Source organism: Streptococcus moroccensis, from assembly GCF_030812835.1.
In the GTDB taxonomy this organism is placed as follows: domain Bacteria; phylum Bacillota; class Bacilli; order Lactobacillales; family Streptococcaceae; genus Streptococcus; species Streptococcus moroccensis.
This window is the reverse complement of record NZ_JAUSTM010000001.1, coordinates 62370-74372: the sequence shown is the minus strand read 5'-3', so window position 1 is coordinate 74372 and position 12003 is coordinate 62370. Positions and strand designations below refer to the sequence as shown.

15 protein-coding genes are annotated in these 12003 nt (G+C 42.8%); 14 read left to right on the top strand and 1 reads right to left on the bottom strand.

The annotated features are described in order from the left end of the window. Window positions 1-64 precede the first annotated feature (64 nt). The 6 genes from J2S23_RS00390 to J2S23_RS00365 all read left to right on the top strand — a co-directional run bounded on the left by J2S23_RS00390 (window position 65) and on the right by J2S23_RS00365 (window position 5793). Entirely contained in the window at window positions 65-1747 is a 1683-nt protein-coding gene (locus tag J2S23_RS00390) for an ABC transporter ATP-binding protein (RefSeq protein ID WP_307120786.1), read from the top strand. Beyond that, a complete protein-coding gene (locus tag J2S23_RS00385; RefSeq protein ID WP_307120903.1) occupies window positions 1737-2570 on the top strand; it encodes an energy-coupling factor transporter transmembrane component T family protein in 834 nt (277 codons plus the stop codon). Before J2S23_RS00390 ends, J2S23_RS00385 begins: the two co-directional genes overlap by 11 nt. A gap of 856 nt (window positions 2571-3426) precedes the next feature. Next, window positions 3427-4227, top strand: coding sequence for a sensor histidine kinase (locus tag J2S23_RS00380; protein ID WP_307120785.1), 801 nt, complete (start codon window positions 3427-3429; stop codon window positions 4225-4227). A 1-nt stretch (window position 4228) separates the two neighbouring features. After that, a complete protein-coding gene (locus J2S23_RS00375) occupies window positions 4229-4966 on the top strand; it encodes a LytR/AlgR family response regulator transcription factor (RefSeq protein WP_307120784.1) in 738 nt (245 codons plus the stop codon). 261 nt (window positions 4967-5227) lie between these two features. Beyond that, window positions 5228-5476, top strand: coding sequence for a prevent-host-death protein (locus J2S23_RS00370; RefSeq protein ID WP_307120783.1), 249 nt, complete (start codon window positions 5228-5230; stop codon window positions 5474-5476). Continuing rightward, window positions 5476-5793 carry a type II toxin-antitoxin system RelE/ParE family toxin gene (locus J2S23_RS00365; RefSeq protein WP_307120782.1) on the top strand — a complete coding sequence of 106 codons (318 nt, stop codon included), beginning with the start codon at window positions 5476-5478 and terminating at the stop codon, window positions 5791-5793. The genes J2S23_RS00370 and J2S23_RS00365 overlap by 1 nt, the downstream gene beginning before the upstream one ends. A gap of 703 nt (window positions 5794-6496) precedes the next feature. Here the strand turns inward: J2S23_RS00365 and J2S23_RS00360 are convergent. Continuing rightward, on the bottom strand, window positions 6497-6808 hold the full coding sequence (locus tag J2S23_RS00360) for a hypothetical protein (protein WP_307120781.1): 312 nt from the start codon (window positions 6806-6808) through the stop codon (window positions 6497-6499). Window positions 6809-6915: 107 nt separating this feature from the next. Here J2S23_RS00360 and J2S23_RS00355 point away from each other — a divergent pair, with 107 nt between their 5' ends. The 8 genes from J2S23_RS00355 (at window position 6916) to J2S23_RS00320 (ending at window position 11998) form a co-directional block, all read left to right on the top strand. After that, window positions 6916-7692: an aminoglycoside 3'-phosphotransferase gene (locus J2S23_RS00355; protein ID WP_307120780.1), complete on the top strand. Its 777-nt coding sequence runs from the start codon at window positions 6916-6918 to the stop codon at window positions 7690-7692. Window positions 7693-7705: 13 nt separating this feature from the next. Then, window positions 7706-8482, top strand: a complete 777-nt coding sequence (recX, locus tag J2S23_RS00350; RefSeq protein WP_307120779.1) for a recombination regulator RecX — start codon at window positions 7706-7708, stop codon at window positions 8480-8482. Between the two features lie 86 nt (window positions 8483-8568). Next, the gene (ntdP, locus tag J2S23_RS00345) at window positions 8569-9102 is read left to right on the top strand and encodes a nucleoside tri-diphosphate phosphatase (RefSeq protein WP_307120778.1); all 534 of its coding nucleotides are present in this window, start codon (window positions 8569-8571) and stop codon (window positions 9100-9102) included. Window positions 9103-9215: 113 nt separating this feature from the next. Next, window positions 9216-9620 (top strand): GNAT family N-acetyltransferase, encoded by a 405-nt coding sequence (locus J2S23_RS00340; protein WP_307120777.1) that lies wholly within the window; start codon window positions 9216-9218, stop codon window positions 9618-9620. Between the two features lie 150 nt (window positions 9621-9770). Then, window positions 9771-10088, top strand: coding sequence for a DUF960 domain-containing protein (locus tag J2S23_RS00335; protein ID WP_307120776.1), 318 nt, complete (start codon window positions 9771-9773; stop codon window positions 10086-10088). Window positions 10089-10180: 92 nt separating this feature from the next. Then, the gene (locus tag J2S23_RS00330) at window positions 10181-10420 is read left to right on the top strand and encodes a DUF1858 domain-containing protein (protein WP_307120775.1); all 240 of its coding nucleotides are present in this window, start codon (window positions 10181-10183) and stop codon (window positions 10418-10420) included. Then, window positions 10413-11747 (top strand): DUF438 domain-containing protein, encoded by a 1335-nt coding sequence (locus J2S23_RS00325; protein ID WP_307120774.1) that lies wholly within the window; start codon window positions 10413-10415, stop codon window positions 11745-11747. Before J2S23_RS00330 ends, J2S23_RS00325 begins: the two co-directional genes overlap by 8 nt. Beyond that, on the top strand, window positions 11744-11998 hold the full coding sequence (locus J2S23_RS00320; protein ID WP_307120773.1) for a DUF1912 family protein: 255 nt from the start codon (window positions 11744-11746) through the stop codon (window positions 11996-11998). The genes J2S23_RS00325 and J2S23_RS00320 overlap by 4 nt, the downstream gene beginning before the upstream one ends. Window positions 11999-12003 lie beyond the last annotated feature (5 nt).

The window sequence follows — 12003 nt, the reverse complement described above, 5'->3', positions numbered from 1 at the left end:
GTTATAGGAAATAGGAAGGCAAAAAAGGCTGACATTTCAGCCTTTTTAGTTTACAATAAGAGGGATGAAGAAAAAGATAATCGAATTTAAAAATCTAACCTTTCAATATGATGCTCAGGCAGAACCGACCCTTAACCAATTAGACATGACGATTTATGAGGGGGAAAAAGTCTTGATTGCAGGCCCTTCTGGTTCAGGCAAATCTACCATTGGGCAATTATTAAATGGCATCATTCCTCACATTTATAAGGGAGAATTGTCAGGGGAATTGTTGTTAGCTGGGAAACCTGCCTTTGAATCGTCTATTTATGATAAATCTCAAATCGTTTCAACCGTTTTGCAAGATACAGATGGCCAGTTCATAGGTTTATCCGTAGCAGAAGATATGGCATTTGCTCTAGAAAATGACCAGGTGCCTCAGAACGAAATGCAGAAGCAAATTGCTAAGTGGGCGCAGCAACTAGAACTCAGCGATTTATTAGACCATCGACCTCAGGACTTATCAGGTGGTCAAAAACAGCGGGTCAGTTTGGCAGGGGTTCTAATTGATGAAAGCCCGATTCTTCTTTTTGATGAGCCTTTAGCCAACCTTGATCCACAGGCCGGTCGGGATACCATCGCGCTGATTCAACGACTACAGGAGTCAACCAAGGCAACTACTCTAATCATAGAACACCGCTTAGAGGAAGTTTTAGCCCTCCAGTTAGATAGGGTTATCTTGATTGATGATGGGAAGATTGTGTTTAATGGTGCACCGCAGTCCCTACTGGCGACGACTTTGCTGACAGAGCATGGTATCCGAGAGCCTCTTTATCTCTCTGTTTTGCGAGACTTAGGCTATGACCTAACTAGTGATAAGCCTCTGGATCAGTTATCTCAATTAGATTTAACTGCTGTCACTATCCCGCAGTTGCCTCAGAGCACCGTTCCTCAAAACAATAGCAAAGAACCGCTCCTTACTGTACGAAACCTTACCTTCGGCTATACTGAGCAGCCGATTCTCAAAGGGATTACCTTGGATTTACACGCAGGAGAGCGTCTGGCTATCGTCGGCAAAAATGGAGCTGGAAAATCGACCTTAGCCAAGGTCCTGTGCCAGTTTGTGGAGGCAGAGGGTGAATTTCTCTGGGAAGGTCAGTCCATCACAGGCGATTCCATCAAGGAGCGGGCAGAGCGTATCGGCTATGTGCTTCAAAATCCTAACCAGATGATCAGCCAAACCATGATTTATGATGAGGTTGCGCTAGGATTACGGTTAAGAGGCGTCGAGGAATCAGAGATTGAGCGGCGCGTGCATGATGTTTTAAACATTTGTGGACTTTACGCCATGCGAAAATGGCCCATCTCAGCCTTGTCCTATGGCCAAAAAAAACGGGTCACCATCGCTTCCATCATGGTTCTAGGAGCTAAGGTACTTTTACTTGACGAGCCTACGGCTGGACAAGATCAGGCCCATTATAAAGAAATGATGCGATTTTTGGATCAATTAGCTCAAATGGGTCACACCATTGTCATGATTACCCATGACATGCAGTTAATGTTGGAACATAGTGACCGCTGTGTGGTTTTGGTCGACGGTCAAATCAAGGCAGACCAGTCTCCCATTGAGGTGCTTTCTAATCTGAATCTTGTCCGTCAGTCCCATTTACGGGAAACTAGTATCTTTACCCTAGCTCAGCGCTTAGGCGTTGATCCGGTAGGGCTCTCTTATGTTTACAAAGAAAGGAATCAGTCGCATGGCCTCTAACTCCAAAGTTCTTGGTTACCAGCCGGGGCAAAGCTTTATTCATCAGCTATCAGGGGTCAGCAAACTGATTTTCTTTATTCTTGTGTCAGTTTCGGTGATGTCGACCTATGACACACGTCTGATCCTAGCCGTTTCTCTTGGGAGTTTGCTCCTCTTTCAATTCTCAGGAATTAAATGGCGACAAGTTCGCTTTGTTCTGATTTTTATCGGTATTTTCTTGGTTCTTAATTTAGTGACCATTTACCTCTTCAGTCCTGAGTACGGCGTGGGAATCTATGGCAGTCGAACGGTCATAGCCCAAGGATGGGGACGGTTTACAGTGACTGCTGAACAATTGTTCTACCTCTTTAATGTTTTTATCAAATATTTATCTACTGTCCCCCTAGCGATTCTCTTCTTAACGACCACACACCCTAGCCAATTCGCCTCAAGCTTAAACCAGATCGGTGTGTCCTATAAAATTGCCTATGCAGTGAGCTTGGCCTTGCGTTACGTGCCGGATTTACAGGAAGAATATGGCATGATTAAAAAAAGCCAAGAGGCTAGAGGATTGGAATTATCTCAGAAAGCAACATTTGTGCAACGGATTAAGGGCAACCTTCAAATTGTTCTTCCCCTGATTTTTAGCTCCCTAAGTAGGATTGAAACCATTTCGACCGCCATGGAGTTGCGCCGATTTGGCCAACACCAAAAAAGAACGTGGTACAGCTACCAACCCCTAAAGAGAAGCGATTACCTCACAATTGCTTTGGGAGTGACAATCTTATGCCTTACTTTTCTGCTATTTTTTACCAATGGTGGACGTTTCTTTAATCCCTTTTAATTCCAGAAAAAGCTGAGACGCGAGTTCAGCTTTTTTATTTGGCTTAATCCGTTAGTGCTTTCCCCATTCATAGGTGTCAGATTAAAAGGGGAGTCTTGACCGTTTGTGATGAAAAGACGACCGTTTATGAATGTTGTAACCATAAAGTTCTGGAAATGCTATACTACTGACAGATTTTAAGACAAATACCTTGATATTTAAATCATTTGTATTATAATTTAAACATTCAGAATATTTCGTCTTAACTAATGAAACAGAAAGGAGAGACGATATGTTTGATTGGGAAAAAATTTTCGGAGCATTGAAAGGACGTAAGCCTTAAGGCATACGCCTTCGAGGAGAAGTCATGAATATTAGAGACTATATTGGGTTTATTGCGCTTTTCTCTCAAATCTTACTTTACTTACTAGTCTATTTAAGAATTAGAGGAGAAAGGTTCTCAAGAACATTTTTATTTCAATTTTTCATGGTTGAATTAATTAGAATCATGACACTCGGTGCGGCTTCTAATGCATTAGTCATTTTAGAACTATTCTTCATTGGGAAGAATCATTTTAAAGAAACAGAAAAAGATAAACAGTTATTTTATGCTTTGTATACTTTCAATTATTGTTTTATTTTTACGAATTTCATAGATCTTTTTATTGAGGAATTTGTTTCATCATCACTATTCAGTGAATTTTACACAACTTTTTGGTTCTTATCAATACTCTTCTCTTATCTTATTCATGAATTTTTATTTCATAAGCTAAAACTTGATACTAGTTATTTAAAAGATGAAGATGAATTTGTAACGGAGAAAATTATAAGACCTTTGAATAAAACGTTAATAAGTTCTGTTGTTGTTTTAGTTGGAATGCAGTTTTTTGAAATCTTTTTTCATCGGGAGGCCGTTTCTCATTACACCAAATCCTTGATTTTTGCCTATATCTTCCTCATTATTAGTGTGCTGATTCTCTTGAATAATAAACTCATCGCTTACAAGGAAGAAATTATGCGTCGGGAGAAGGAAGCACAGTATGAGCGTCTGAACCTATACACCCGTCAGGTCGAGCAGATGTATCAGACGGTTCGGGGGTTCAAGCATGATTATAAGAACATGCTGATTTCCCTAGAAGAAAGTATTCGGACGGGAAATATCGATGAGGTTCGATTTTTGTTTCATGAAATCCTAATCAGGGCAAATGTTGCCCTGTCAGAAGGTGAAAACATTGATGACCTGTCTTATCTGGAAAACCCGGCCCTCAAGAGTCTTTTATATCATAAGTTGATGGAAGCAACGCGAGATGGGGTTGAAGTTGTGATTGAAATCAAGCAGGAAATCCGTGACGTGAAAATGGATTTGCTGGATTTTGTCCGCCTGCTCTCAGTCCTTTTAGACAATGCCATCGAGGCTGCTAAGATGGCAAGCAGACCTCGGCTAACCTTAGCCATTGTCCAGGACAAGGGTCGCCATATTGTTTATGTCAGTAATTCCAAGGCAGAAGGTTTGGTTCCAATCCATCGCATTTACCAAAAGGATTATTCAACCAAAGGGAGTAATCGTGGCACAGGGCTCTTTAACGTTCAGGAAATCGTTGAGAGGTTTAACCATGTGATGCTAGAAACGGAACAAACAGAAGATACTTTCACGCAAATAGTCTATATAGGAGGTTAGGGTGAATATTTACATTTTAGAAGATGAGCTTTACCATCAAACGCGCCTTCAGGAAGTGTTGGCAGAGATTGCGAAACAGTTGGGAGTTCCCATGACCATTCAAATGGTAACGGGAAAGCCGGATGAGTTGCTGGAGAATATCACAACTTTTGGGCGGGAGCAGTTGTATTTCTTGGACATTGAGTTAAAAGGTCAAGAAAAGAAAGGCCTTGAGGTCGCCCAAAAGATTCGAGAGAAAGATAACGAAGCGACAATTGTCTTTGTCACGACGCATTCAGAGTTTGCGGCCATCACCTACCGTTACAAGGTCGCCGCCCTTGACTTCGTGGATAAGGAAAAAGAGACAACCGACTTTACCAAGGATATCTTATCCAGCATTCAATTTGTGTTAGAACGTAATGAAAGCATGGATTCTGAGGATGTTTTTGAAATCCAAACGCAACAGCGTCATATTCGTGTACCTTTTCAGGAGATTTATTACATTGAAACCAGTCAGACAGCTCATAAATTAATCCTCTGGACAGATCGTCAACGGATTGAGTTTTATGAGAGTATGAAGGAGATTGAGGCAATGGAACCAAGATTTTTCAGAGCCCACAAAGCGTTTTTAATCAATCCCAATAAGGTAAAGGAAATTGACCGACAAGAAAACCTGGTCCATTTTTCCAATGGGATGACCAGCCTGATTTCAAGACGCAAGGTCAAGGCCTTGGAAGACCTTATAAAATTAAAAAAATAGACCCTTTAGGATCTATTGTCATATTGAAGACAAGTATGGGAGTCTCAAGTCTATTTAACCAATTGTGAAGATAGTTAGTTAAGCGAGTTATTGAAAAAAGATTAGGGCAGTTCGGTCTGAACTAAGTTCAAACCGAAAACCCAAAGATTAATGACCTATGTTACCTGTTTTCAAATAGACGATGGAATAAAGTAAGCCGACTTGAAGAAAAAACTATCATATGATAGAATTAAGTAAAATATTAAGTAAGTAGGTGGTAGCATGGAAAATATCGTACCTGTTTCTGATATGCGTTATTATAACCAAACGCTAAGTGATGTTTCTGTTGGCTCTCAGGTTATCTTAACTCGTAATGGAAAAGCAGAATATGTGGTAGTCGACATTGAAGAATGGCGACATACCAAAGCAACATTACGCTTGTTTGAGGAATTACAAAAGGGCTACCGTTCTTTAGCGAATGAAAAGACCTATTCGCCAGATGAATTAGCTGAGCGGTTAGGGATTGAGTGATGAGCTATAACGTAATAACTTCAAGTGAAACTGTCCGAGACATTGAGGAAGCAGTTTTTTACAAAGAGGGCCTAGGCGTGTATCCAGAAAACATCGTAAAGTTCAAACAAGCTATTGTTTCGACAATCAGGAATTTAGCAGATTCGCCTAAAATTGGATCTAACTTATCAGCCAGAATTGACATAGAAACAGAGATCAAGTATAGCATGATTGATGATTATATCTTGTTTTATGAAATCGAAGCTGATACTGTTAAGGTCTTACGATTGTTGCCAGCTAAAACCAACTGGATGAATACGATTCTGAAATATTTTTGATTTAATAAGCATGAGGGCGCATCAGCGATGCGGTCGGTGGTGTGAAGCATCAAGTGAGTTGGGCGACTAGAAACGGATAGTCAAATGGTCACTTTCGAGTGTCGGGTGTAGGCTTGCTTTTAGTTTTGGACTGTAAAGATCCCGAATAAGTTATTTAAAAAGATCTGAAAGGGTCTTTAATCTGGGGAGAGGGAAAGAAGTCATGATCGAAAGAAATTGGTTTCCCCTCCCTTTTTCAGTTTTTAGGTTCAGGCTGAGAATGTCCATCCCCAGTCCTTCTCACTCCACCCCAGCATAGCTGAAACAGTCAAAAAGTGACTGTTTGAGGTTGGAAATAGGGGAAACAACATTTCCTTCTTTTAACAGGGCTGTAAAATCTGATGAAATCGGCGAATTAGAGGCCACTCAGCACCGGCTCATTGGTGCTAAAGCGCGTAATGACCTGTACAGGGGTAACGCTAAAACGGGCAAAGCCAGTGAGTGTTACTCCCAACCACTGCGACTTGTTTACTGATGATAAAATATGAGAAGGCTAGGACTTTTGTCCCAGCCTCAAAGTAAACCTAAGTTTTAAGCCTCTCAAAATTTTCGAGAACCTGAAATTATTGCGTTTCAGCTTCTTTTTATTACGGCGGAAAATTTCCGTTTTTGTTCACTAAAATCCTTCATTCAAAATCATTAGTCAACCTTTTGAAAATCATCATCATAGAAAACTGGCGACTAAGAGACTGAAAAAGATGAAGATGAGTGAGAAGTATATCTTATAGCCTAGGGGATGGCGAGGGTTAAGACCGATGCCAGAACGTCCTATATGAACATGAAAAAGTGGCTCAGAAGGGCTATGGTCACCTCGATAGGTATAACAGATATTAGCACAAAAGCCAATCAATAGAATCAGAAGGCTTCGAACAAAGAAATGACGACTGGCTGTTGGAGGAATGAAGGCAAAACCAAATAGGAAAAGGGTCGTGATGGCAACAGCTGTCATCAGCCAGTTAAACTGTTTTTTATTCATGATTCCCTCTAGCTTAATATTATAATATACTTATACCTAGTTTAAAGGATTGCCAATGTTCTGTCAAGCCTTGGTATCGCTCGCTAGAACTATGGTATACTAATGATATGATGAAAGAAACGATAACGCTTGATTTAGCAGATTTTCCAAGCAAAATTCAACCATTTTTGAAAAACACTCAAGTCTTTGATAGCAGTTCTCATTCTGGGGCTCAGGTTTTCTACCTTGATCAGGGGTTTTATTTAAAAGTAGCTCCAAAAGGGCAGTTGGCTCAGGAAGCCCAGCTTGGTCAGTGGTTTTGGGAGAAGGGACTGGGAGTTGAGCTTGTTACCTATCTGACAGATGATCGGGACTATTTAGTTACGAAAGCAGCGGATGGTCAAGATGCTACGCACTTTCTGGCAAATCCGCGAAAACTGTGCCAGGTATTGGCCAGTATTTTAATGCACTTGCATGCGATGACTCCAGATGACTTTCCGAGGGAAAACCGCTTAGCAGACTATAAAGACTTAGCCGTATCGAACTATCAAGCTGGTACTTTTTATGAACCTGCTTTGTTACCGAGGTTTGGCTTAAAAACGCGTCAAGAAGCCTATGATTATGTTCAAGCTTATAAGGATACCTTAACAGAAGACTGCTTGATCCATGGGGATTTTTGCTTGCCGAACATCATTTTGAAGAAGGACTATCAGTTTGATGTCCTGATTGACTTTGATTCGGCTGGCTGGGGCGACCGTCATATTGACCTTTTTTGGGCCATTTGGTCTTTGAATTACAATCTGGGAACAGATGGCTATGGAGACTATTTTTTAGACTGCTATGGGCGAGACAAGGTTGACCTAGAACGCTTAAAATTAATTGCCGCCTTTGAGGCATTTGGCTAGGAGACAGGGATTTATGAAAATTACAGCTATTGAAAAAAAGAAACGGCTCTATCTGCTAGAGCTGGATGGGTCTGACAAGCTCTATGTGACCGAAGATACCATTGTCCGCTTTATGTTGTCAAAAGACAAAGTGATTACCCCTGAAGAGTTGAGTGAAATTAAGGATTTTGCCCAGTTTTCATACGGGAAAAACTTGGCTCTTTATCAGCTGTCCTTTAAGCAACGCACAACGCGTGAAGTTCGGGATTATTTAGCCAAGCATGAGATTGAAGAGAAAACCATGGAGCGTGTTATTAAAAATCTTCAAGCAGACGGCTGGTTAGATGACGCCAAGTTTGCAGCAAGCTTAATAGAGCAGAACTTGCTTTCAGGAGATAAGGGAGGCTATGTTCTCAAGCAAAAACTCCTTCAAAAGGGTATTGCAGCAAGCATCATTGATGAAGCCTTGGCGGAGGCGGATTTTTCAGAAGTCTGTCAGCGCGTGGCTGAAAAACTGCTTCGGAAATACGAGGGGAAATTCCCTACTAAGGGCCTCAAAGACAAATTAATCCAGAATCTAACAAGCAAAGGGTTCTCCTATAGCGAAGCCAATCAAGCGGTCCAAGGTCTTGAACTCGAAAAAGACCAGGAAAGTGAGCTGGACCTCATTTACCGGGAGCTCGACAAGCAGTACCCAAAATACAGCCGCAAGTACGAGGGCTATGAGCTCAAACAACGCTTGACGCAAGCGCTAGCTCGGAAAGGGTTTGATTTTTCGGACATTGCTTCGGCATTAAGGGAGTATTTGTAATCTTTCATATTAAAAAAGTGAAATTTTACTAAAAATATGGTAGACTATTTGAGTAAAAACTTAAAATTGTAGAAAGTTGGTAAGCCATGAAACTACCAAAAGAAGGCGACTTTATTACAATTCAAAGTTATAAGCATGATGGGAACTTGCACAGAACATGGCGAGATACCATGGTACTCAAAACAACAGAAAATGCTCTCATCGGGGTCAATAATCATACCCTGGTGACCGAAAACGATGGCAGACGATGGGTAACTAGAGAACCTGCCATAGTCTATTTTCATACCAAATACTGGTTTAATATCATCGCTATGATTAGGGATACAGGCATATCTTACTACTGTAATTTAGCCAGTCCTTACCTGATGGATAGCGAAGCCCTCAAGTATATTGATTATGATTTAGATGTCAAGGTTTTTACGGATGGTACCAAACGCCTACTGGACGTTGAGGAATATGAACGTCACAGGCGAGAAATGAACTATCCAAAGGAAATTGATTATATTTTAAAGGAGCATGTTAAGATATTGGTGGATTGGATTAACCAAGAAAAAGGCCCCTTCTCTGAAGCCTATGTCAATATCTGGTATAAACGATACCTTGAGCTCAAGAATCGTTAAAGTCGCAAAGTAGAACCCTCACTGGATGTCCAGTGAGGGTGTCTTTTCCAAAAGGAGACTAGCGTTTTAAGATATGGTAAGGCTACATTAACTAAGGGAGATAGAAAGAAAAGATGACAGTTATCCAAGATTTTATTGATCGCATCTTTGAAGACCAATACCAAACCCAATTTGGACCGGCCAAAAGTCTGGCTGAGCAGTCTGACACCGTCACCCTGACCCGAGAGGTTGCGGGTGAACTGGTCGCTGTCCTTCAAGCGCGAATCAGTCTGGCGAACGCCCACATCACGTCTTTAGTCGTTGCCCCTAGCCAGCAAGGTCAGGGCTTGGGACGAAGCTTACTGGGCGAATTTGAAGGTCTGGCTAAAGATAGAGGGATTACCAGCATTACCCTATCGACTAAGTCTTATCAGGCTGAAGGATTTTACAAAATAGTAGGCTATCAGGTATATGGTGAACTGCAAGATGTTCCCCAAAAAGGCATCACCAAATACCATATGGTTAAATACTTGAGCTAACAGTTGATTTTATGAGCAAGGCTGCTAAGCCTTATTTGCTGATAACCAAGCATTCATAGAAAGGCTAGTGGTGCGGACCACTTCCTTAAAGTTGCAATTTCATCTGATTTGGAGTACAATCTCTAATATCAAGGTAAAGGAGGGCAAACGATGGCATTTTCAAATACAAGAGGGCGTTATGCCAGTTTTGGTATTGTCACAGCCTTGCCTGGAGAGACGATTGACCTCTTTTGGGAAATCATTGACAACAAGCTCAAGGGCGTCCTGCCTCTGAAGCCTGTCCTCAAGTTTCGACTAAGCAACCGCAAAGGCAAGCTGTCCATTACCTTCACTCAGGACCAGTGCCCATTAAGGATTACCTTTGATTACGAGCAACCCTTTGATCCTTTTTTCCCACATACGGTATATGTGGTTGATAAGGATGGCAGAGAAACAGTTACATTACCTGAGGAAGCCCATATGATTTAGCCTTGAGCCTTGTGGTTCAAGGTTTTTCTAAAGAGACATGTGACAAACGGGAGGCTTTTTAGTATAATGGAAAGAGCAAAAAAGGAGACGGCATGCAAAATACCATTGATTTGAACCAGCCAGTAGCAGAGGTAATCAAAGCGCACCCTGAGTTATTGGATCTTTTGATCGATTTAGCCTTTAAACCCTTGGCGAATCCTGTTATGCGCAATACAGTTGGCAAGGTGACCAGCCTTAAGGCAGGTTCTAAAATGGCAAGCGTCTCACTGGAGAAAATTGTGACAACACTTGAAAACAATGGCTACGATGTGATTGGAGGTGACCATGACTAAGGAAAGGATAGAGGTCTTAAAGGGCATCTTACTGGACCTGCATCATGGGGCCTCGCCCGAGTCCGTTCAGGCCAGATTTGAGGAGCATTTCACGGGCGTGTCGGCCATAGAGATTAGCCTGATGGAGCAGGAACTCATCTCAGCCGAGACGGGCATCACTTTTGAGGATGTGATGCAACTCTGCGATGTCCATGCCAACTTGTTTAAAAACGCGGTACAAGATGTCGAAGTGGCTGACGCAGACAAGCCAGGCCACCCGGTTAGGGTCTTTCGGGATGAAAACCTGGCCCTCAGAGCTGCCCTGCTTAGAATCCGCCGGCTCTTGAGCCGTTTGGCTGGGGCGTCAGAGGAGGATGCGGCAGCAATCCGTCAGGGATTGACCCGTCAGATGAGCTTGCTGGGCCAGTTCGAGCGCCACTACCAAAGGAAGGAAGAACTCTTCTTTCCAGTCATGGAAAAGTATGGCCACACGGCACCGCCTAAGGTCATGTGGGGCGTCGACGATCAGATCAGGGAACTCTTTCAAGTTGCCAGCCAAGCGATCGCTTCCTTGCCTGAGGCCGATCTATCCGAAGCTAGCAAGGCCTTTGAAGCCTTTGCGGCTGAGTTTGAATCCATGATCTTCAAGGAAGAGTCGATCTTAATCATGCTCCTTCTAGAAGCGCTGACGCAGGATGACTGGATACAGATTGCAAGCGAAAGCGATGCTTATGGCTATGCCATTATTATCCCACATGAAAAGTGGGTGCCTGAGCGAGTCGCATTTGACGCGTCAGCCAGTGCTGAGTCTGATCTAGCAGACCCCAACACCCGTGTCATCGAGACACCAGATGGCCAGGTGACTATTACCTTCACGCCTAAGGCGACTTCTCAGACAGTGGTTGATCGGGAAACGCCACAAGCTTTTGGGCTCGGCCATTTGTCGGTCCAGCAAGCCGATATGATCCTCAATCATCTGCCTCTAGAGATCACCTTTGTCAATAAGGACGATATTTTCCAGTATTACAACGACAGTGTGCCGGCAGATGAGATGATCTTCAAGCGCACACCGAGTCAGGTTGGCCGCCATGTGGAGCTCTGCCACCCGCCTAAGTTCTTGCCTAAGGTCAAGGCAATCTTTAGTCAGTTGCGCTCAGGCGAGCGAGAGAAGTTTGAGATGTGGTTCAAGTCGGAGAGCCGGGGCAAGTTTGTCCATGTGACCTATGCGGCGGTCCGTAACGCGGCTGGTGAGTTTGAAGGGGTCCTGGAGTATGTGCAGGATATCCAACCTTTCTTTGAACTGGGGAGCGACTACTACCGTGACTTGGAAAAACCGGAGGGGAAATGAGTAAGGAACAGGAATTTTTAAAAGAATTTGAAGTCTGGGTCAATACCCAGGTCACCATCAATGAGATGGCCATGACGGAGAGCCGTCGGGTGCTGGAAGAAGAAGGGGATGAGCGGGCAGCAGATGCCTATATTCGCTACGAGAGCAAATTGGACGCTTATCGCTTCATCCAGGCCAAATTTGACAACTTCAAGGCTGGGAAAGCCTTTCATGACCTGCCAGACGGTTTGTTTGGGCAGAAATACTACTAAACGAT

Excerpts from the sequence above, each read along its gene's own strand:
- J2S23_RS00380 (WP_307120785.1), top strand. The coding sequence starts at position 3,427 with ATGCAGTTTTTTGAAATCTTTTTTCATCGGGAGGCCGTTTCTCATTAC.
- J2S23_RS00390 (WP_307120786.1), top strand. The coding sequence starts at position 65 with ATGAAGAAAAAGATAATCGAATTTAAAAATCTAACCTTTCAATATGAT.
- J2S23_RS00330 (WP_307120775.1), top strand. The coding sequence starts at position 10,181 with ATGCAAAATACCATTGATTTGAACCAGCCAGTAGCAGAGGTAATCAAA.
- J2S23_RS00370 (WP_307120783.1), top strand. The coding sequence starts at position 5,228 with ATGGAAAATATCGTACCTGTTTCTGATATGCGTTATTATAACCAAACG.
- ntdP (WP_307120778.1), top strand. The coding sequence starts at position 8,569 with ATGAAACTACCAAAAGAAGGCGACTTTATTACAATTCAAAGTTATAAG.
- J2S23_RS00355 (WP_307120780.1), top strand. The coding sequence starts at position 6,916 with ATGATGAAAGAAACGATAACGCTTGATTTAGCAGATTTTCCAAGCAAA.
- J2S23_RS00365 (WP_307120782.1), top strand. The coding sequence starts at position 5,476 with ATGAGCTATAACGTAATAACTTCAAGTGAAACTGTCCGAGACATTGAG.
- J2S23_RS00385 (WP_307120903.1), top strand. The coding sequence starts at position 1,737 with ATGGCCTCTAACTCCAAAGTTCTTGGTTACCAGCCGGGGCAAAGCTTT.
- J2S23_RS00340 (WP_307120777.1), top strand. The coding sequence starts at position 9,216 with ATGACAGTTATCCAAGATTTTATTGATCGCATCTTTGAAGACCAATAC.
- J2S23_RS00335 (WP_307120776.1), top strand. The coding sequence starts at position 9,771 with ATGGCATTTTCAAATACAAGAGGGCGTTATGCCAGTTTTGGTATTGTC.
- J2S23_RS00360 (WP_307120781.1), bottom strand. The coding sequence starts at position 6,808 with ATGAATAAAAAACAGTTTAACTGGCTGATGACAGCTGTTGCCATCACG.
- J2S23_RS00320 (WP_307120773.1), top strand. The coding sequence starts at position 11,744 with ATGAGTAAGGAACAGGAATTTTTAAAAGAATTTGAAGTCTGGGTCAAT.
- recX (WP_307120779.1), top strand. The coding sequence starts at position 7,706 with ATGAAAATTACAGCTATTGAAAAAAAGAAACGGCTCTATCTGCTAGAG.
- J2S23_RS00325 (WP_307120774.1), top strand. The coding sequence starts at position 10,413 with ATGACTAAGGAAAGGATAGAGGTCTTAAAGGGCATCTTACTGGACCTG.